The 20826-nt window shown below is 71.4% G+C and carries 16 protein-coding genes; 11 read left to right on the top strand and 5 right to left on the bottom strand.

Annotated elements, in window-relative coordinates:
• Window positions 1-14: 14 nt before the first annotated feature.
• Window positions 15-1823, top strand: a complete 1809-nt coding sequence (locus Q5762_RS19260; protein ID WP_315893391.1) for an IucA/IucC family siderophore biosynthesis protein — start codon at window positions 15-17, stop codon at window positions 1821-1823.
• A 37-nt stretch (window positions 1824-1860) separates the two neighbouring features.
• Entirely contained in the window at window positions 1861-3834 is a 1974-nt protein-coding gene (locus Q5762_RS19255) for an ATP-dependent DNA helicase (protein ID WP_315893390.1), read from the top strand.
• A gap of 106 nt (window positions 3835-3940) precedes the next feature.
• Here the strand turns inward: Q5762_RS19255 and lexA are convergent, their stop codons facing one another.
• On the bottom strand, window positions 3941-4732 hold the full coding sequence (lexA, locus tag Q5762_RS19250) for a transcriptional repressor LexA (RefSeq protein WP_315893389.1): 792 nt from the start codon (window positions 4730-4732) through the stop codon (window positions 3941-3943).
• A 477-nt stretch (window positions 4733-5209) separates the two neighbouring features.
• Between lexA and nrdR the strand changes: the two genes are divergently transcribed.
• Together nrdR and Q5762_RS19240 are read left to right on the top strand one after the other, a co-directional pair.
• Window positions 5210-5722, top strand: a complete 513-nt coding sequence (nrdR, locus tag Q5762_RS19245; protein WP_315893388.1) for a transcriptional regulator NrdR — start codon at window positions 5210-5212, stop codon at window positions 5720-5722.
• 160 nt (window positions 5723-5882) lie between these two features.
• Window positions 5883-8771 (top strand): vitamin B12-dependent ribonucleotide reductase, encoded by a 2889-nt coding sequence (locus Q5762_RS19240; RefSeq protein ID WP_315893387.1) that lies wholly within the window; start codon window positions 5883-5885, stop codon window positions 8769-8771.
• A 92-nt stretch (window positions 8772-8863) separates the two neighbouring features.
• Here Q5762_RS19240 and Q5762_RS19235 read toward each other — a convergent pair whose 3' ends face one another.
• The gene (locus Q5762_RS19235; RefSeq protein ID WP_315893386.1) at window positions 8864-9394 is read right to left on the bottom strand and encodes a TerD family protein; all 531 of its coding nucleotides are present in this window, start codon (window positions 9392-9394) and stop codon (window positions 8864-8866) included.
• Window positions 9395-9533: 139 nt separating this feature from the next.
• Here Q5762_RS19235 and Q5762_RS19230 point away from each other — a divergent pair, with 139 nt between their 5' ends.
• A complete protein-coding gene (locus tag Q5762_RS19230; protein WP_315893385.1) occupies window positions 9534-10139 on the top strand; it encodes a YdbC family protein in 606 nt (201 codons plus the stop codon).
• On the opposite strand, the gene Q5762_RS19225 is transcribed toward Q5762_RS19230, so the two are convergent.
• Window positions 10140-10775, bottom strand: a complete 636-nt coding sequence (locus Q5762_RS19225) for a TetR/AcrR family transcriptional regulator (protein WP_315893384.1) — start codon at window positions 10773-10775, stop codon at window positions 10140-10142.
• 81 nt (window positions 10776-10856) lie between these two features.
• Here Q5762_RS19225 and Q5762_RS19220 point away from each other — a divergent pair, with 81 nt between their 5' ends.
• The 6 genes from Q5762_RS19220 (at window position 10857) to Q5762_RS19195 (ending at window position 17668) form a co-directional block, all read left to right on the top strand.
• Entirely contained in the window at window positions 10857-12494 is a 1638-nt protein-coding gene (locus Q5762_RS19220; protein WP_399495206.1) for an ABC-F family ATP-binding cassette domain-containing protein, read from the top strand.
• A gap of 33 nt (window positions 12495-12527) precedes the next feature.
• A complete protein-coding gene (locus tag Q5762_RS19215; protein WP_315893382.1) occupies window positions 12528-13187 on the top strand; it encodes a histidine phosphatase family protein in 660 nt (219 codons plus the stop codon).
• 12 nt (window positions 13188-13199) lie between these two features.
• A complete protein-coding gene (locus Q5762_RS19210; protein WP_315893381.1) occupies window positions 13200-14111 on the top strand; it encodes an ADP-ribosylglycohydrolase family protein in 912 nt (303 codons plus the stop codon).
• Window positions 14112-14311: 200 nt separating this feature from the next.
• Window positions 14312-16126 carry a DUF4173 domain-containing protein gene (locus Q5762_RS19205; protein ID WP_315893380.1) on the top strand — a complete coding sequence of 605 codons (1815 nt, stop codon included), beginning with the start codon at window positions 14312-14314 and terminating at the stop codon, window positions 16124-16126.
• Window positions 16127-16235: 109 nt separating this feature from the next.
• Entirely contained in the window at window positions 16236-16946 is a 711-nt protein-coding gene (locus Q5762_RS19200) for a ribonuclease HII (RefSeq protein ID WP_315893379.1), read from the top strand.
• 92 nt (window positions 16947-17038) lie between these two features.
• Window positions 17039-17668, top strand: a complete 630-nt coding sequence (locus tag Q5762_RS19195; RefSeq protein WP_315893378.1) for a hypothetical protein — start codon at window positions 17039-17041, stop codon at window positions 17666-17668.
• 104 nt (window positions 17669-17772) lie between these two features.
• Here Q5762_RS19195 and Q5762_RS19190 read toward each other — a convergent pair whose 3' ends face one another.
• Together Q5762_RS19190 and Q5762_RS19185 are read right to left on the bottom strand one after the other, a co-directional pair.
• On the bottom strand, window positions 17773-18402 hold the full coding sequence (locus Q5762_RS19190; protein WP_315893377.1) for a hypothetical protein: 630 nt from the start codon (window positions 18400-18402) through the stop codon (window positions 17773-17775).
• Window positions 18403-18619: 217 nt separating this feature from the next.
• On the bottom strand, window positions 18620-20803 hold the full coding sequence (locus tag Q5762_RS19185) for a RecQ family ATP-dependent DNA helicase (RefSeq protein WP_315893376.1): 2184 nt from the start codon (window positions 20801-20803) through the stop codon (window positions 18620-18622).
• Window positions 20804-20826 lie beyond the last annotated feature (23 nt).

Below are 20826 nucleotides of genomic sequence, written 5' to 3'. Positions count from 1 at the left end.
CCTGAGGAGTCCCCGTGCCGACGTCCCCTGCCACCCATGACTCCGTACTGCTCGCACCGCCCGAGCTGACCCCCGAGGCCTGGAACCGGGCCGCGACCCGTCTGCTCACCAAGACCGTCGCCGAGTTCGCGTACGAGGAGATCGTCACGCCCGTCCCGGCGGCCGACAGCGAACCCGAGACGCCCGGCGGCCCCCGGCCCTACCTCCTGCGGCTCGACGACGGCTCGGCCCTGACCTTCACGGCCCGCCGAGGCGCGTACGGCAGCTGGCGCCTCGCCCCCGACTCGCTCGCGCTCGACGGGCGGCCGCTGACGGACCCGCTCGACTTCCTCGTCCGCGCCCGCCGCCTCCTGAACCTCGACGGCGCCACCCTCGGCCATCTGATCCGTGAGCTCACCACCACCCTCGCCGCCGACGCCCGCCTCGACGAGGAGGCCCTCACCGCCGACCGGCTCGCCGACCTCGGCTACGCCGAACTCGAGGGCCACCAGACCGGCCATCCCTGGCTCGTCCTCAACAAGGGCCGGATCGGGTTCTCCGCCACCGACGCCGCCCGCTGGGCCCCCGAGGCCCGCCGCCCCGCACGCCTTCCCTGGATCGCCGTCAGCATCGACCTGGCCGCGTACCGCGGGGTCCCCGGCCTCGACACCCCGGAAAGGCTCTACGACCGCGAACTCGACGCCGACGTCCGCGAGACCTACCGTGCCACGCTGCGCGCCCGCGGCCTCGACCCCGACCGGTACCTCCTCCTGCCCGTCCATCCCTGGCAGTGGGACGAGATCGTCCTGCCGCTCTACGCCCCCGCGGTCGCGGCCGGCGCGATCGTCCCGCTGCCCGCCGACGGAGACCTGCGGGTGCCGCAGCAGTCCATCCGCACCTTCCTCAACACCAGCAGGCCCGACCGGCACACCGTGAAACTGCCGCTGTCCGTGCTCAACACCCTCGTCTGGCGCGGACTCCCCACGGAACGGACCCTCGCCGCACCCGCCGTCACCTCCTGGGTCCACGGGCTCCGCGACGCCGACCCGTTCCTGCGCGACGAGTGCGGGGTGATCCTCCTCGGCGAAGTGGCCTCGGTCACCGTCGAGCACCCCCTCTACGACCGCCTGCCCGAGGTCCCGTACCAGTACAAGGAACTCCTCGGCGCGATCTGGCGCGAGCCCCTCAGGCTCCCGCCCGGCGAACGCGCCCGGACCTTGGCTTCGCTGCTCCACACGGATCCGCACGGCCGCGCGTTCGTCGCCGAGCTCGTCGAGCGCTCCGGGCTCGCCCCCACGGCCTGGCTCCAGCGGCTCTTCGCGGCCCTGCTCCCCCCGCTGCTGCACTTCCTCTACCAGTACGGCACCGTCTTCTCCCCGCACGGCGAGAACGCCATCGTCGTCTACGACGACCACGACGTTCCCGTACGCCTGGCGATCAAGGACTTCGTCGACGACGTCAACATCAGCGCCCACCCGCTGCCCGAGCACGACGCCATGGCCGACGACGTCCGGGCCGTCCTGCTCACCGAAGACCCCGACTTCCTCACGCAGTTCATCCATTCAGGGCTGTTCGTCGGCGTGTTCCGCTACCTGGCACCGCTCTGCGAAGAACAACTCGCCGTGCCGGAACGTGACTTCTGGGCGCTCGTGCGAGCCGAGATCCTGCGCCACCAGGCGCGCTTCCCCGAGCTGAAGGAACGGTTCGAGCTCTTCGATCTCCTCGTTCCGCGGATCGAGCGGCTCTGTCTCAACCGGAACCGGCTCCACCTGGACGGCTACCGCGACCGCCCCCAGCGGCCGCACGCCGCCGTCCACGGAACGGTGCCGAATCCGCTCGCGTGACGTGACTGTCAGTGCCGCGCCGTAGGGTGGACGGGCTATGACGAAGCCATCCCTCCCCGACCTCCTGCACGCCGCCGTCTCCGCCGTCGGCGGTGTGGAGCGGCCCGGCCAGGTCACCATGGCCGAGGCCGTTGCCGAGGCCATCGACGACAGCTCCCACCTGCTGGTCCAGGCCGGCACCGGCACCGGAAAGTCCCTCGGCTATCTGGTGCCGGCGCTGGCGCACGGTGAGCGCGTGGTGGTCGCCACGGCCACCCTGGCGCTCCAGCGCCAGCTGGTCGAGCGCGACCTGCCGCGTACGGTCGAGGCACTGCATCCGCAGCTGCGCCGCCGACCGGTGTTCGCGATGCTCAAGGGGCGGTCGAACTACCTGTGCCTCCATCGCCTCCATGAGGGCGTGCCGCAGGACGAGGAGGAGGGCCTCTTCGATCCCTTCGAGGCCGCCGCCCCGACCAGCAAACTGGGGCAGGACCTGCTGCGGCTCCGCGACTGGTCGGACGAGACGGAGACGGGCGACCGGGACGATCTGACGCCCGGCGTCTCGGACCGCGCCTGGGGTCAGGTGTCGGTCTCCTCCCGCGAGTGCCTGGGCGCGACGAAGTGCGCGTACGGGGCCGAGTGCTTCGCCGAGGCGGCCCGTGAGCGGGCCAAGCTGGCCGAGGTCGTCGTCACCAACCACGCCCTGCTCGCCATCGACGCGATCGAGGGCGCCCCGGTGCTGCCCCAGCACGAGGTGCTGATCGTGGACGAGGCCCATGAGCTCGTCTCCCGGGTCACCGGCGTCGCCACCGGCGAGCTCACCCCGGGCCAGGTCAACCGCGCGGTCCGGCGGTCCGCGAAGCTGGTCGACGAGAAGGTCGCCGACCAGCTCCAGACCGCGGCGGAGGGCTTCGAGCGGCTGATGGAGCTGGCCCTGCCCGGCCGCCTAGAGGAGATCCCGGAGGACCTCGGCTATGCGCTGATGGCGCTGCGGGACGCTGCGCGCGCCGTCATCTCGGCGCTCGGCACCACCCGGGACAAGTCCGTCCAGGACGAGGACGCCGTCCGCAAGCAGGCCCTGGCGTACGTGGAGAGCGTGCATGCCGTCGCCGAGCGCATCACCCAGGGCTCCGAGTGGGACGTCGTCTGGTACGAACGCCACGACCGTTTCGGCGCCTCGCTGAGAGTCGCCCCGCTCTCGGTGTCGGGGCTGCTGCGCGAGAAGCTCTTCGCCGACCGGTCCGTGGTCCTCACCTCGGCCACCCTGAAGCTGGGCGGCGACTTCAACGGGGTGGGAGCTTCGCTCGGGCTGGCCCCGGAGGGCACCCAGGGCGACGACCTCCCGGAGTGGAAGGGCCTCGACGTCGGCTCGCCGTTCGACTACCCCAAGCAGGGGATTCTGTACGTCGCCAAACACCTGGCCCGCCCCGCGCGGGACGGTGACCGTGGCGACATGCTCGACGAGCTGACGGAGCTGATGCAGGCGGCGGGCGGCCGGACACTCGGCCTGTTCTCGTCGATGCGCGCCGCCCAGCTCGCGGCCGAGGAGCTGCGCACCCGGATCCCCGAGTTCCCGATCCTCCTCCAGGGCGAGGACACGCTCGGCGAGCTGATCAAGAACTTCTCCGCGGATCCGCAGACCTGTCTGTTCGGCACGCTCTCCCTCTGGCAGGGAGTGGACGTGCCGGGGGCCAGCTGCCAGCTGGTCGTCATGGACAAGATCCCTTTCCCGCGCCCCGACGACCCGCTGATGAGCGCCCGCCAGAAGGCGGTCGAGGACGCCGGTGGGAACGGTTTCATGGCCGTCGCCGCCACGCACGCGGCCCTGCTGATGGCACAGGGCGCCGGACGTCTCGTACGGGCCACCGGAGACCGTGGTGTGGTCGCCGTACTCGATCCGCGGCTGGCCACAGCCCGGTACGGCAGCTACCTGAAGGCCTCGCTGCCCGACTTCTGGTACACGACGGACCGCAACCAGGTACGGAAGTCGCTGGCGGCGATCGACGAGAAGGCGAAGAAGGACGTTTCGTAACGGCCCCGGGTCCTGCCGTTGCACGGCAGGACCCGGGGGAGGTCACAGCAGGGCCCCGGGACCGGCGCAGTGGGTCCCGGGGCCCGGTCAGAGCCGGCAGGTGGTCTCACACCCGCCGCAGTACCGCCACGACCTTGCCGAGGATGGTGGCCTCGTCACCAGGGATCGGCTGGTACGCCGCGTTGTGCGGCAGCAGCCAGACGTGGCCGTCCTCGCGCTTGAAGCGCTTGACCGTGGCCTCGCCGTCGAGCATGGCGGCCACGATGTCGCCGTTCTCAGCGACCGGCTGACGACGGACGGTGACCCAGTCTCCGTCGCAGATCGCGGCCTCGATCATCGAGTCACCGACGACCTTCAGGACGAAGAGCTCACCGTCGCCCACGAGCTGCCGGGGCAGCGGGAAGACGTCCTCGACCGACTCCTCGGCGAGGATCGGGCCACCGGCGGCGATCCGGCCGACGAGAGGCACGTACGAGGCGGCGGGCTTGCCCGTGGTGTCCGTCGGCTGGGTGCTCGGCTGGTCGGAGCCGCGCACCTCGTACGCCCGCGGGCGGTGCGGGTCACGGCGCAGGAAGCCCTTGCGCTCCAGCGCCATCAGCTGGTGCGCGACCGAGGAGGTGCTCGAGAGGCCCACCGCCTGACCGATCTCCCGCATCGACGGCGGGTACCCGCGCCGCTGGACCGAGTCCCGGATGACCTCGATGACCCGGCGCTGCCGGTCGGTGAGGCCGGAGCTGTCGGCCCTGATGCCCGGAGGTCGTCCGGGCAACGAGCGCGCAGGTCGGCCTGGCTCCCCGTCCCCGTTCATGGCTGCGTCATTCATGGCATGCACCGGCTCGAGTCGGCCCTGGGAGCGGTCCTGGGCAGTGATGGTGGCACTGTCTGCGGTGGTGGTCACGTCGGCGGCCCCTCTCGAATGGTCTCCCTGGCTGGCACAACGGTAGTGGCTTTCGAAAGGTTGCGCCAAACACACGTTCGAGTGAAAAATCGCAGATTGCCTTACGTATGTGCGCAGCTAGGTGTATGTGCGTGCCCGGGCGCCGGTGGCAATTCGGTCATTACGGTACCGTTCAGCGGCGGGCCGCACGCGGGCGGGGGTGCCGTCCCAGTCTCGCACCCGGCGGGCCGAAATCGGTGGAGCCGCGGGCTTCCCGTACCCTCATGGCCGGTCGGGCATCCGTGGGCCGCGCGACACGCGCGAAGTACCGAAAACGGGCCCAGCCCTAGATGTAGTGGTTGGATTGCATCAGCCGCCTACAAGTTGTGGTCCCCGGTCCGCCGGGGGCGCGCGCATCGCCTATGCTGGTGGTCGCTTCGGGGGCCTTGACGGGCCCGGCGAGGCTATTCAGTCGTGCCGTGAGGGAGGGTCGGAACCATGCATTGCCCCTTCTGCAGGCACCCCGACAGCCGTGTCGTCGACAGTCGCACCACCGACGACGGGACGTCGATCCGACGCCGCCGCCAGTGCCCCGACTGCTCCCGTCGTTTCACGACGGTGGAGACGTGCTCGCTCATGGTGGTGAAGCGGTCGGGCGTGACTGAGCCCTTCAGCCGTACCAAGGTCATCTCCGGCGTGCGCAAGGCGTGCCAGGGGCGGCCGGTGACCGAGGACGCCCTCGCCAAGCTCGGCCAGCGGGTCGAGGAAGCGGTGCGCGCCACCGGGAGCGCCGAGCTGACCACCCACGACGTGGGTCTGGCCATCCTCGGCCCGTTGCAGGAGCTCGACCTCGTCGCGTACCTGCGCTTCGCATCCGTTTACAAGGCTTTCGAAAGCCTCGACGACTTCGAGGCCGCCGTCGCGGAGCTCCGCGAGCGACGGCCATCCGTAGAGGACCGCGGGACCGGAGCGACCCCAGAGGTCCCCGTTCCCGCCACCGCCGCCGACTGACCGGCGGGCCGGACCGAGGGTCCGGTCGTGGCCGGCCGCGTCGCGGCCGCAAGACGTGTCACGGGCGTTCCTCAGCGGCGCTCGCGACAGCAGACAAGAAGACAGTGCCCTGGGATTATCTGGGCATTTAAGCGTGTTTTGCCCGTATATGGGAGGCGGCATGACAGAGACGGCGAGCGGTCCGGCACGAGGTTCCCGCGCCAAGGGAGCCAAGGCCAGCAAGGGCCTGCGTATCGAGCGCATCCACACCACCCCCGGCGTGCATCCGTACGACGAGGTGATCTGGGAGCGTCGTGACGTCGTCATGACCAACTGGCGCGACGGCTCGGTCAACTTCGAGCAGCGTGGCGTCGAGTTCCCCGACTTCTGGTCGGTGAACGCGGTCAACATCGTCACCAGCAAGTACTTCCGCGGGGCCGTCGGCACCCCGCAGCGCGAGACCGGTCTCAAGCAGCTCATCGACCGGATCGTGAAGACCTACACGAAGGCCGGCGAGGAGCACGGCTACTTCGCCTCGCCCGCCGACGCCGAGATCTTCGAGCACGAGCTGGCGTACGCCCTCCTGCACCAGATCTTCAGCTTCAACTCGCCGGTGTGGTTCAACGTCGGTACGCCGCAGCCCCAGCAGGTCTCCGCCTGCTTCATCCTGTCCGTCGACGACTCCATGGAGTCGATCCTCGACTGGTACAAGGAAGAGGGCATGATCTTCAAGGGCGGCTCCGGCGCCGGCCTGAACCTCTCCCGCATCCGCTCCTCCAAGGAGCTGCTCTCCTCCGGCGGCAACGCCTCCGGCCCGGTCTCCTTCATGCGCGGCGCCGACGCCTCCGCGGGAACGATCAAGTCGGGCGGCGCGACCCGTCGCGCGGCCAAGATGGTCATCCTCGACGTCGACCACCCCGACATCGAGGACTTCATCGAGACCAAGGTCAAGGAGGAGGAGAAGATCCGCGCCCTGCGCGACGCGGGCTTCGACATGGACCTGGGCGGCGACGACATCACGTCCGTCCAGTACCAGAACGCCAACAACTCGGTCCGTGTGAACGACGAGTTCATGACGGCGGTCGAGCAGGGCGGGAAGTTCGGTCTGCGCGCCCGGATGACCGGTGAGGTCATTGAGGAGGTCGACGCCAAGTCGCTCTTCCGCAAGATGGCCGAGGCCGCGTGGGCCTGTGCCGACCCGGGTATCCAGTACGACGACACGATCAACCGCTGGCACACCTGCCCCGAGTCCGGCCGGATCAACGGCTCGAACCCGTGCAGCGAGTACATGCACCTGGACAACACGTCCTGCAACCTCGCGTCGCTGAACCTGATGAAGTTCCTCAAGGACGACGGCAAGGGCAACCAGTCCTTCGACGTCGAGCGCTTCGCCAAGGTCGTCGAGCTGGTCATCACGGCGATGGACATCTCCATCTGCTTCGCTGACTTCCCCACCCGGAAGATCGGCGAGAACACCCGCGCCTTCCGCCAGCTGGGCATCGGCTACGCCAACCTCGGCGCCCTGCTCATGGCCACCGGCCACGCGTACGACTCCGACGGCGGCCGCGCCCTGGCCGGCGCCATCACGTCGCTGATGACCGGCACCTCGTACAAGCGCTCCGCCGAGCTCGCCGCGGTCGTCGGTGCGTACGACGGCTACGCCCGCAACGCCGAGCCGCACCAGCGCGTCATGAAGCAGCACGCCGACGCCAACACCGTGGCCGTCCGTATGGACGACCTCGACTCGCCGATCTGGGCCGCCGCCACGGAGGCCTGGCAGGACGTGATCCGCCTCGGCGCCAAGAACGGCTTCCGCAACGCCCAGGCCTCGGTCATCGCCCCGACCGGCACCATCGGTCTCGCGATGTCCTGCGACACCACCGGCCTCGAGCCCGACCTCGCCCTGGTCAAGTTCAAGAAGCTGGTCGGCGGCGGCTCGATGCAGATCGTCAACGGCACCGTCCCGCAGGCCCTGCGCCGCCTGGGCTACCAGGAGGAGCAGATCGAGGCGGTCGTCGCCCACATCGCCGAGAACGGCAACGTGATCGACGCGCCCGGCCTGAAGACCGAGCACTACGAGGTCTTCGACTGCGCCATGGGCGAGCGTTCCATCTCCGCGATGGGCCACGTCCGCATGATGGCCGCCATCCAGCCGTGGATCTCGGGCGCCCTCTCCAAGACCGTGAACCTGCCGGAGACGGCCACGGTCGAGGACGTCGAGGAGGTCTACTTCGAGGCCTGGAAGATGGGCGTCAAGGCGCTCGCGATCTACCGCGACAACTGCAAGGTCGGCCAGCCCCTCTCCGCCAAGAAGAAGGAGGAGGAGAAGGTCGAGGTCACGGCGAAGTCCGAGGCGACGATCCGCGAGGCCGTCGAGAAGGTCGTCGAGTACCGCCCGGTCCGCAAGCGCCTGCCCAAGGGCCGCCCGGGGATCACCACCTCCTTCACGGTCGGTGGCGCCGAGGGCTACATGACCGCGAACTCCTACCCGGACGACGGTCTCGGCGAGGTCTTCCTGAAGATGTCCAAGCAGGGTTCGACCCTCGCGGGCATGATGGACGCCTTCTCCATCGCCGTCTCCGTCGGTCTGCAGTACGGCGTCCCGCTGGAGACGTACGTCTCGAAGTTCACCAACATGCGCTTCGAGCCGGCCGGCATGACGGACGACCCGGACGTGCGGATGGCGCAGTCGATCGTCGACTACATCTTCCGCCGCCTGGCGCTGGACTTCCTGCCCTTCGAGACCCGCTCCGCGCTCGGCATCCACTCGGCCGAGGAGCGTCAGCGTCACCTGGAGACGGGCTCCTACGAGCCCTCCGACGACGAGGTGGACGTCGAGGGCCTGGCGCAGTCCGCCCCGCGCCAGACGGAGACCCTGAAGGCCGTCTCGGCCCCGGTGAAGGCGGAGGTGCCGGCCCCGAAGCAGGCGCACACCTCGGCCGAGCTCGTCGAGATGCAGCTGGGGATCAGCGCGGACGCCCCGCTCTGCTTCTCCTGCGGTACGAAGATGCAGCGGGCCGGTTCCTGCTACATCTGCGAGGGCTGCGGATCGACCAGCGGTTGCAGCTGAGCCGTCGGCTGAAGAGTGAGTGAGAAGGGGACCGGCCTGAGGCCGGTCCCCTTCTTCGTGCCCGGTCCTCCCGTGGGGAGGCCGCGGGTAGGTCAGACGGGCTGGGCGCCCATCACCGTCGCGAAGGTCCGCGGGTCCGTGTCGAATCCGCGGCGCATGGACCGGAAGGACCAGCCTTCCGAGCCGTCGCGGGTGAACTCCATCAGCGTCGCCGCCGTGGCCCCGGCGACGTCCTCGAAGCCGTGGGCGGCGAGTTCGGTGTAGCCCTCGCGCACCCGGACGCCCGTGTTGGTGATGTCTCCGAACGTCAGCCTTCCGGAACCCTGTTGTATGGCCACGCCCACCACCACGCGCGCGTAGAGCGGCGCGAGGCGGTCCAGCTCCAGGATCATGGCCTCGTCGTAGCCGAAGCCCTGGCCCGTCCGGCTGTCCCGGCTGAGGGTGATCGTGCCGTCGGGGGAGCGGCTGTCGAAATGCACCAGGTAGGCGGGCGAACCGTACGGATCGTCCGCCGTGTAGACCCCCGCGATGATGTCCAGATCGTGCGCCGCGGCGCCGATCGGACTGGGGTCCCACTTGAGCGTCACCTCGACCTTGCCGACCCCTTTGTTGAGTCCGCTCACCGTGAATTCCCTCTCTGCGTACGACTGGTACCCCGGGCTCGGTCAACTGCCCATGGTCTCTGACCGGTTGTTCATGGTGTCATGCGTACTCGGTGCGAGACCGGGGTGGCGGAGGGTGAATGCCCCGTACGATGGCGCCGTGCTGGTCAAGTGGATTCGCTGCGCCGTGGTGGACCGTCGGGGGTTCGAGCGGGGGCAGCGGAAATGGGCGGGGTTGCTGGGTGAGCCGGGATTCCGGGGCCAGGGCGGAGGGTGGAGCCGGGCACGGCCCGATGTCGCCCATGTCTTCTCGTTCTGGGAGAGCCGCGCCTTCTACGACTCGTTCATGGCGCGGTCGCACGACCGGCTCGCGGCCGCGCAGTCGGGCTCGTTCAAGGACCTTCAGGTCAAGCTCTTCGACCACCGCTTCGACGTGAAGACGGGCTTCGAACCCAAGTTCGCGGACGCCGACGTGGCGAGGGTGGCGCACTGCCGGGTCCACGAGGACCGGGTCGAGCACTTCGCGCTGATGCAGGAGAAGGTGTGGAACCCGGCGATGGCCGGTTCCCCCGGGATGTTGCGCGGGGTGTTCGGGGCGGCTCCGGGGAACGAGTTCGTGGTGCTTTCGATGTGGCGGTCCGCCGCTGAGCACGGCAAGTACCGCGTGGAGCGCGTCGAGCGGCTCGGGCTGCGGGCCCAGACGGAGGCCGACGTGGCGGCGCTGAGTGGCGACGTGGTGCAGCTCGAGCCGTCCTGGACGGTGTGATCACCCCGCGTCGGGGGGCGGGGCGAACGCGCCCGCCGCGACCGCGGCCAGCGTGGCTCGGGCCGACTGGTCGGCCAGCGCCGCGTCGAGCGGTTCGCGGGTGACGAACAGCCGCAGGAACAGGGGCGCGGAGACGGCGCGCACGACCGCGCCCGCGTCCGTGCCCTGGGGCGCGTCGCCGCGGGCCAGGGCTCGTTCGACGACCGCTTCGCAGCGGGTGAAACGCTCCGTGTAGAAGGCGCGCAGCGCCTCGGCGGCGCGCTCCGACTGGAAGGCGGCGCCGACGAACGCGGTGGGGGCCGCCGCGACCGCCGGGTCGGAGAAGGAATCGACCACCTCGCGGGCCAGCGCGCGCAGGTCGCCGTCGAGGCTGCCGGTATCCGGAGGGGTCCAGGCGTCCTCGCCGGCCAGGTCCAGGGCGTCCGCGACGAGCCCTTCGAGGCTGCCCCAGCGGCGGTAGAGCGTCGTCTTGTGCACGCCGGAGTGTTCCGCGACGTACTCGACGGTCAGCGCCGGATAGCCGTGCTCGGCCAGCCCCGTCAGAACGGCGTCGCGTACGGCGGCGCGGGTGCGTGCGGTACGGCCACCGGGGCGGCGGCTGCCGGGCGGTACCGGCTGGTCACCTTCGGTCGTCACATTCAATTGCTACTCCCGTTGCGTTAGTGGGTCGAGTCTGTCATAGTCCTTTTAACGCCACTCCGGTTGCATTTAGCGCGGATGGTGACTCGACCGGAGGAGGCGCCCTTGCCCACACAGATTTCTCTCCATGACGTGACCGTGTCCCGTGGCGAACGCCTGCTCCTCGACCGGATCTCCCTCACCGTCCGCCCCGGTGAGCGGATCGGGATCGTGGGGGAGAACGGAGCCGGCAAGTCCACCCTGCTCCGCGTGCTCGCCGGGCTCGAAGCGCCCGACGAGGGGGAGGTCGTGACCCTCGCCGACGGCGGCACGGGCATGCTCGCGCAGACCCCGCGCCTGTCGGCCGACCACACCGTGGGTGACGCGATCGACGACTCGCTCGCCGAGCTCCGAGCCATGGAGCGGCGGCTGCGGGAGACCGAAGCAGTGCTCGCCACGGCGGGAGCGCGCGAGCTCGATGCCTACGGAGAGCTGCTCACGGCCTACGAACTGCGCGGCGGATACGAAGCGGACGCGCGGGTCGACAAGGCCATGCACGGTCTCGGACTCGCCTCCACAGGGCGGGAGCGCACGCTCGGCAGCCTGTCCGGCGGCGAGCAGGCCCGGCTCGGCATCGCCTGTGCGGTCGCCGCCGCACCCGAGCTCCTCCTGCTGGACGAGCCGACCAACCATCTCGACGAACGAGCCCTGGACTGGCTGGAGGAGGCGCTGCTCGCACACCGCGGCACGGTCGTGGCCGTCTCCCACGACCGGGTCTTCCTGGAACGGGTGGCCACCTCCGTCCTGGAGGTCGACGCCGACCGGCGCACGGTCGTCCGGTACGGCGACGGGTACGCGGGCTTCCGCGCCGAACAGGCGGCCGCCCGCCGGCGCTGGGAGCAGGCGTACGAAGCGTGGTGCGAGGAGACGGCCCGGCTCGAGGCCCACGCCACGACCACCGCGCACGGAGTCGCAGCCGGGCGCTCGATCAAGGACAACAACAAGATGGCGTACGACCGGGCGGGCGGCCGCGTCCAGGCCTCCGTCTCCGGCCGCGTCCGCAACGCCCAGGAACGGCTGCGCCGCCTCCGGGCCGAGCCGGTCGCCAAGCCACCGCAGCCGCTCGCCTTCGCCGCGCGACCGGTCGCCGGGGGTGCCGAAGGGGAGCTGGTGACCCTGACCGGTGTGCGTGTCGCGGACCGGCTGGCCGTCGGCCGGCTGACGATCGGGGCGGGGGAGAGGCTCCTGGTCCACGGGGACAACGGCGCGGGCAAGTCCACCCTGCTCCGGGTGTTGGCAGGCCTGGCCGAGCCGGACGCGGGGGAGGTCCGCCGCCGTGGACGGATCGGGTACCTGGCCCAGGAGATACCGGCCCACCGGCCGGCCGAGCGGCTCCTCACCGCCTTCGGCCGCGGGCTGGCGCTCACCGACGACGAGCAGGCCGAACTGCTCCACTCGTACGGGCTGTTCCGGCCGGGCGACCTGCACGTCCCGGTCGGCAGCCTCTCCGCCGGGCAGCGCCGCAGGCTCGCGCTCGCCCGTCTGCTGGCCCGGCCCGTCGATCTGCTGCTGCTCGACGAGCCCGCCAACCATCTGGCCCTGGGCCTCGTCGAGGAGCTGGAAGGGGCACTCGACCGGTGGGCCGGAGCCCTGGTCGTTGTCTCGCACGACCGGCAGCTGCGGCGTCGGTTCACCGGCCACATACGCCGGATGGACGCCGGACGGCTCCCCGGCTGAGCCCGGCCTGAGCGGGCGATCTAGGGTCGTAGCATGGCAAGACCGCGGCGCATAGTCCTCGTACGGCACGGAGAGTCCGAGGGCAACATCGACGACACGGTGTACGAGCGGGAGCCCGATCATGCGCTCAGGCTGACCGACACCGGGGTCCGGCAGGCACGCGACACAGGGGGGCGACTGCGGGAGCTGTTCGGGGACGAGCAGATCAGCGTGTACGTCTCCCCCTACCGCCGCACGCACGAGACACTCCGGGAGTTCCGGCTCGACCCCGAGCAGGTCCGGGTGCGGGAGGAGCCCCGGCTGCGGGAGCAGGACTGGGGGAACTGGCAGGACCGCGAGGACGTACAACTCCAGAAGGCCTACCGGGACGCGTACGGGCACTTCTTCTACCGCTTCGCGCAGGGCGAGTCGGGGGCCGATGTGTACGACCGGGTCGGGGCGTTCCTGGAGAGCCTGTACCGCAGTTTCGAGGCGCCCGACCACCCGCCGAACGTTCTGCTGGTGACCCACGGACTGACGATGCGGTTGTTCTGCATGCGGTGGTTCCACTGGACCGTCGCCGACTTCGAGTCGCTGTCCAACCCCGGCAACGGCGAGACACGGACGCTGCTGCTCGGCGAGGACGGCAGATACGTCCTTGACCGGCCGTTCGAGCGCTGGCGTACCCCGGAACCGTACGGCTCCACCGGATAGAGTGGTGGAGCGATGACCGCTGACTCCACTCTCGACCGGCGCTTCGACCGCGCCCTGGCCAGCCTTCGAGGCCTGGCCGTGGGAGACGCCCTGGGCTCCCAGTTCTTCGTTCCCGTCAACTACCCGCTGCTCAAGCGACGCGAGCTGCCCTCGGGCCCGTGGCAGTGGACCGACGACACCGAGATGGCCTGCTCCGTCCTGGCCGTGCTCGTCCGGCACGAGCGGATCGACCAGGACGCCCTCGCGCGGTCGTTCGCCGAGCACCACGACTTCGACCGGGGCTACGGGCCCGCGGTCAACCGCATGCTCCGGCTCATCAGGGAGGGGGCCGACTGGCGCGAACTGGCCGCCGCGCTCTTCAACGGCCAGGGCTCCTGGGGCAACGGTGCCGCGATGCGGATCGCCCCGCTCGGCGCCTGGTACGCGGACGACCCGGAGCAGGCGACCCACCAGGCCGAGATCTCCGCGTACACCACGCACCAGCACCGCGAGGCCGTCGTCGGGGCCATGGCCGTCGCCGCCGCGGCCGCACTCGCCGCGGACCCTGCGGGTCCGCCCAAGCCCACGGACCTCCTGGACGGAGTGATCGCGCTCGTTCCGCGCAGCGCCGTCGGCGCGGGGCTGCGCCGGGCCCGCGACATGCTCGACTACGGCGACGCCGGGACGGTCGCGGCGGTGCTGGGCAGCGGGCGCCGCACCACCGCCCATGACACGGTGCCGTTCGCGCTCTGGTCAGCGGCCCGGGCGCTCGGCGACTACGAGCAGGTGTTCTGGACGACGGCCCAGGTGGGCGGGGACGTCGACACGACCTGCGCGATCGCCGGCGGTGTCGTGGCGGCCGGCACGGCCGGTGCGCCCCCCGCCGCGTGGCTGGAGCGTACGGAGGAGCTGCCGGACTGGATGCCGGACGCCGTCCGGTCCTGATGCCCGGGGCCCCTGGGGTGGGTCGGCGAGTGTCACGGTCCTGCCACAGCGCCGTTCGGCCGGGTCCGAACGAAAGGTCCGCCATTAGAGTCGGCCACTCCGCAGCGCTGATCATGTCGAGAGCGCGCCGACGCGACACCCGGACCGCAGCCCTCCGCCGTCATGGCTACCGAGCGCGTGCCGGGTCGGGAGGGGGTCCCGTGTCCGACATACCGTCCGAACCACCACCGCAGGACAGAGCTCAGCCCGAGCGGGAGCCCGAGCTGGAGCCCAAGGCCAAGTCCGGGCCCGAGGCCTCCGCTCGTCCGGCTGGTTCGGCGTCGGCCGCACCTGCCGTTCCCGTACCACCTGGTGCGGTACCGCCCGGGCAGCAGCCGCGTCAGCCGCAGCCGCAGCCGCCGCAGCAGCGGGCGGTGGCGGCCACGGGGTGGCCCGCGGGCAGCAGGCCCCCGCATCCCTGGGCGCCGCCGACGCCGCCCGCCGACACCTGGCTCACCCGACTGCGTCCCGCCGCACCGGCCCCGGTGACCGCCCCGACACTCTGGGCCGTCCTGGCCACCGCCGTGCTCAGCGCCCTGCTCCTAGGCGAGGGGATCGGCCTCAACCTGATGATCGTCGCCGCTCCCGCGGTCCTCGCCGCCGCGTTCGCCGCCCGTGCGGCCGGCCGCCGACTCCGCCCCTGGACGCTGGTCTGGGCGGTCGGGGGCCTCGCCCTCCTCGCCGTACCGGCCCTGCGGGACGCCGGCTGGCCGACCTTCCTCGCGATCGTCACCGCGCTCGGTGTGACGGCCCTCGCTCTGCACGGCGGCCGGGGCTGGCCGAGCGTTCTCTTCGCGCCCCTCGGCCTGTTCGATTCCCTCGGTTCCGGTACCGCCTGGGCCTGGCACGGCGTCCGCGACCGCGCCGACGGCTCCCGCGGCCGGTGGGGGCCGGTCGTGCGGACCGTCGGGGTGGCCGCCGGCCTGCTCGTGGTGTTCGGCGCGCTCTTCGCCGGTGCCGACGCGGCCTTCGCCGACCTGCTCGGATCCCTGATCCCCGACATCCCCCTCGAACAGGCTCCCTGGCGGCTCTCGTTCTTCCTGCTCGGGCTCTTCGGCGCCATCGCCGTCGCCCGGACCGCCGCCGCGCCCCTGCGCTGGGACCGGATGGCGATCCGCCCCGGCCGGGCCCGCGCACGCCTGGAGTGGGCCCTTCCGCTCATCGTGCTCAACCTGCTCTTCGCGGCCTTCAACGCGGTTCAACTCGCCGTTCTCTTCGGTGGCTACGACAAGGTCCTCAGCGAGACCGGCCTGACCTACTCCGCCTACGCCCGGCAGGGCTTCTGGCAGCTCCTGATGGCCACCCTGCTCACCCTCGCGGTGATCGCCCTCGCCCTGCGCTGGGCGCCGCGCGCCGACGCCCGGGACCGCACGCTCGTCCGCGCCGTCCTCGGCACCCTGTGCGTCCTCACGCTCGTCGTGGTCGCCTCGGCGCTGCGCAGGATGGACCTCTACGTGGACGCGTACGGGCTGACGCGGCTGCGTATCTCGGTGGCCGTGATGGAGACATGGCTGGGCCTGGTCATTCTGCTGATCATGGCCGCGGGGGTCTTCGGCGCCCGGCTGCTGCCCCGCGCGGTGGCCGTGAGCGCCGCCGCGGGCATGCTCGCCTTCGGTCTCGCCTCGCCCGACGCCCTCGTCGCCGAACGCAACATCGAGCGGTTCAGCAGCTCCGGAAAGATCGACATCCCGTACCTCGCAGGGCTGTCGGCCGACGCCGTACCCGCGCTCGACCGGCTTCCCGAGCCGCAGCGCTCCTGTGCCCTCATCGGCATCGAGGCGCGTCTGCGCGCGGACGACGGCAGCTGGTACGACACCAGCTGGTCGGAGGCGCGGGCGCGCACGCTCCTGGCGGAGCGGGGGACCGACCCGACCCCGGCCGAGTGCGGAACGCCGAGCAGGGAGGACGAGTACGACCCTTACGGGGACGGCGACCCGTACGACGACCCGTACACGGATCCGTACGACACCCCCTGAAAAACGGCCGGGAGGCCTCGCGCCGCGGTACGTCGCGAGGCCTCTTCGGACATCCGACGGGTATCCGGGTATCGCGGGCGGGCCACATCGGCGTAACCTGTCTGGCGCCATGCCCTATGAACCACCCACTCACACTGTCGAGCGCTCGCTCCGAGCCACCACCGGCGCCAAGATCATCGCCGGGGTCGACGAGGTCGGACGCGGGGCATGGGCCGGTCCCGTCACGGTCTGCGCGGCCGTCACCGGCCTCCGCCGGCCCCCCGAGGGGCTCACCGACTCCAAGCTGATCACCCCCAAGCGCCGTGCCGTGCTGGCCGTGGAGCTGGAGAAGTGGGTCACCGCCTACGCCCTCGGCCACGCCTCCCCCGAGGAGATCGACGAACTGGGCATGACCGCGGCGCTCCGGCTGGCTGCCGTGCGCGCGCTGGACGCCCTGCCCGTCCGCCCCGACGCGGTGATCCTCGACGGGAAGCACGACTACCTCGGCAGTCCCTGGAAGGTCCGTACGGTGATCAAGGGCGACCAGTCCTGCGTCGCCGTGGCGGCGGCCTCCGTCATCGCCAAGGTGCGGCGCGACGCGATGATGGCCGAGCTGGAGATCGAGACGGAGGCGTGTGCGGCGTACGGGTTCGGTGCCAACGCGGGCTACCCCTCGCCGGTCCACAAGGCCGCCCTGGAAGAGCGGGGCCCCACTCCGTACCACCGGCTCTCCTGGTCGTATCTCGACGCGCTGCCCCAGTGGCGGCATCTCAAGAAGGTCCGCATATCCGCCGAGGCGGTCGCACTGGAAAGCGGGGGCCAGCTCGGCTTCGACTTCTGAACTTCCCGGCAGGCCTTCGGCCGACAGCCGGGTCGCACGATTGTGCCCACCCGCCGGAGCTCCGCGCGCCGGCGTTTGATAGACATCCACTCATGCCTCTCATCCCCGAGGAGCCTCAGATTCACGAGAGTGCCCAGGGTCCCCGCGGCACGGCCGCAGGCCACCCCGCGCCGACCCCCCGTCCCGTACCCGGTCCGCGTTCCGCGGCTTCGCCGCGACCCGGGCGTCCCGGCCCCGCGCCGGCCAGGCCAGGACCGCCGGTACCCCGCCCGCACCCCGGTGCCGGGCCGTCCCCGTCGGCCCGCGCGGAGAATCGTTCCGAGCAGCGGACCGGTCCGCAGATCCAGCTGATTCCGGCCCCGGCCGACGGTGCGCTCGACGCCGCCGAAGAGGCCGTCGATCTGCTCCTGGAGAGCGGCCGAGCCCCGGGCGACATCCTCGTGCTCACCACCGGTGAGCAGCACCCGTGGGCGGCGCACGAGCTGTCCTTCGGCGAGGCGTCCTACTGGGCCCAGCAGGACGCCGGCGACGACGTGTTCTTCGCCGACGCCACCGCCGCGGAGCGGGCGACCGCCCGGCCCGTGGTCGTGGTGGCCGTCAACGGCGGAGCGGATGACGCGGCGGCGAAGGCGCTGCCCCTGGCGATGGGGCGCGCGACCGCGCTGCTCATCGTCTGCGGTGACCCGGAGCGCATCAACGCCGTGCTCGGCGCGGGTGTCTGAGCCGCAACACCACTCGCGGTCCTGACCCGGCCGCCCCTCGCGGGTGGCCGGGCCGTGGCCTCAGCGCACCGGCGCGAACGCCTCAGCGCACCGGCGCGAACGCCTCAGCGTGCCGCGGCCCGGCGCAGTGGCTCGGCGGCCCCGCCGGCCGTACGCGGCGTCAGAATGCCCAGTTCGGAAGCGACATCGCCGAGCGGTGCCGGACGCGAACCCGAGCCGGGGTACCGCCCGCCGCGACCCTCTCCCAGCACCTGCCAGCCGCCGCGCGTCAGGGTGATGTACGCACCGCAGCGCAGCCCGTGGAGCGTGCAGGCGTCCCGCAAGCCCCACATCCAGGCGCCGTCCTCCTCCGTCCAACGCTCGTCGCCGTCACGGCAGTAGAGCAGCACCGCCGTCCGTACGGGTGTGCGACGGCGCAGATCGTGCGGGATCACCCGGCGCAGATGGGCGAGGAGCGCGTTGCGGAACTCCCAGCCGTCCGCAGGGATCGGACGACGTGTGAACGACGCGCTGGCGATGAGCCGTTCCTCGTGGTCGAGCACGGCGACGACCGCCGTCCCCGTCGCCGGCCGGTGACGGGTGTGCAGACCGCTGACGACTTCACGCGGGTTGCGGAGCAGCGGAATTCCGGCCGCCGCCCACTCGGCGGGCTCCAGTATCCGAGCGAGGCGGCTGGCGGACTCGGACGACGCGTTGATCGAGGTGGCTGCGGACGGAGCGAATCCGAAGGTCACGGTCCTCCCTTCGGATACGCGCCCGCTGGGCGGGCAGGGTCGAGTGAGGGCGCACCACGGCGCAGTCCTTCCGGACCGCTTACGGGGCCATGCCGGGCGGATTCCCAATTCTTGCTGGCCCGTGCGCGAGCGGCAACGAGCAATTGAGACCGCTGACTGGAATGGACTGGTATGCCACCCATATCCCTGCCCAGACACCCACTGTTCACTCCCCGTTTCATGCCTGGACGGCCAACGCCAGGGGGAACACCCCCTCCGCACCCGATCGGCGCAGCAGCCGCGTCGCCACGGCCAGCGTCCAGCCGCTGTCCGACAGGTCGTCCACCAGGAGCACGGGACCCCCAGCCTCGGCCAGGCGCTCAGCCAACTCCGGAGGCACGGTCAGCGCCTGATGGAGTCCCACCACCCGCTGCGCGCTGTTCGTCCGGGAGATCCGCACCTCCTCGGCCTCCGGTGCGTACTCCACCGCCCCCAGCAGCGGCATCCGGCCGATCTCCGCGATCCGCCGACCGAGCGACCCCACCAACCGCGGCCTGCTGCGCGAGGCGACCGTGACCACACCGGCCGGGCGCGCGGGCGCGTCCGGAGCCCCCGACGCCCAGCCGCCGGGCCCCTTCGCCCAGTCGGCGAGCACCTGCACGACCGCCTGCACGACATCGTCCGGAACCGGACCGTCGGAAGCCCGCTCCGACAGCATCGGACGCAGCCGGTTGCCCCAGCCGATGTCCGAGAGCCGGCCCAGCGCCCGCCCGCCGAACGACTGCTCGCCCGCCGGGATACGCCCCTTCAGATCGACGCCGACCGCGGTGAGTCCGGTAGGCCACATCTTGCGCGGCTCCACCTCCACACCCGGCCGGCCCAGTTCGCCCTTGGCCGCGTCGAGCGCCGCGTCGCTCACCTTCGGATCGAACCGGGACCCCGAGCAGTTGTCACAGCGACCGCAAGGAGCCGCCTCCTCGTCGTCCAACTGGCGCCGCAGGAACTCCATCCGGCAGCCCGTCGCCGCCGCGTACTCGCGCATCGCCTGCTGCTCCGACGCCCGCTGCCGCGCCACCCATGCGTACCGCTCGGAGTCGTACACCCAGGGCTGCCCCGTACTCGTCCAGCCGCCCTTCACCCGGTGCACGGCTCCGTCCACGTCGAGGACCTTGAGCATCGTCTCCAGCCGGGTCCGCCGCAGCTCCACCAGGGGCTCCAGCGCGGGCAGGGACAACGGACGGTCCGCATGCGCCAGCACGTCCAGCGTGCGGCGAACCTGCTCCTCGGGCGGGAAGGCGACCGACGCGAAGTACTGCCAGATCGCCTCGTCCTCCTTGCCCGGCAGCAGCAGCACCTCCGCGTGCTCCACACCACGCCCGGCACGGCCCACCTGCTGGTAGTACGCGATCGGCGAGGACGGCGAGCCGAGGTGCACCACGAAGCCCAGGTCGGGCTTGTCGAACCCCATGCCCAGGGCCGACGTCGCCACCAGCGCCTTGACCCGGTTGGCCTGTAGATCCTCCTCCGCCTGCTGCCGGTCCGCGTTCTCCGTACGGCCCGTGTACGAGGACACCGTGTGCCCGCACTGCCGCAGATACGCGGTGACCTCCTCGGCCGCCGCCACCGTGAGCGTGTAGATGATCCCCGAACCGGGGAGCTCGCCGAGATGATCGGCCAGCCAGGCCAGCCGGTGTGCGGCATCGGGCAGCCGGACCACACCCAGGCTCAGGCTCTCCCGGTCCAGCGCGCCGCGCAGCACCAGCGCGTCGGTCCCCGCGCCCGTCCCCAACTGCTCGGCGACATCGGCCGTCACACGGGCGTTGGCCGTCGCCGTGGTCGCCAGCACCGGAACGCCGGCCGGCAGATCTGCCAGCATCGTGCGCAGACGGCGGTAGTCGGGCCGGAAGTCGTGACCCCAGTCGGAGATGCAGTGCGCCTCGTCGACCACGAGCAGGCCGGTGGCCGCCGCGAGCCGGGGAAGGACCTGATCGCGGAAGTCGGGGTTGTTGAGCCGCTCGGGACTGACCAGCAGGACATCGACCTCGCCGGCCACAACCTCCTGCTGGACGGTCTCCCACTCCTCCGTGTTCGACGAGTTGATCGTGCGGGCGCGGATGCCCGCACGGGCCGCCGCCTCCACCTGGTTGCGCATCAGCGCCAGCAGGGGAGAGACGATCACGGTGGGTCCGCTGCCCGCCTCGCGCAGCAGGGACGTCGCGACGAAGTACACCGCGGACTTGCCCCAGCCGGTGCGCTGGACGACCAGCGCACGCCGCTTGTCCGCGACGAGCGCCTCGATGGCACGCCACTGGTCCTCGCGCAGTCTCGCCGTGCCCGTGGGGTCCCCGACGAGGCGGGCGAGTACGGCGTCGGCGGTGGCTCGGAGGGCCGCGCGGTCGGCGAGGCGGTCTGCGTTGGTCATGCCCCCATGCAACCCGATGGCTC

It is taken from the genome of Streptomyces sp. P9(2023), from assembly GCF_032436795.1.
In the GTDB taxonomy this organism is placed as follows: domain Bacteria; phylum Actinomycetota; class Actinomycetes; order Streptomycetales; family Streptomycetaceae; genus Streptomyces.
The sequence above is the reverse complement of the archived record's forward strand: the minus strand, read 5'-3'. Positions and strand labels throughout refer to the sequence as shown.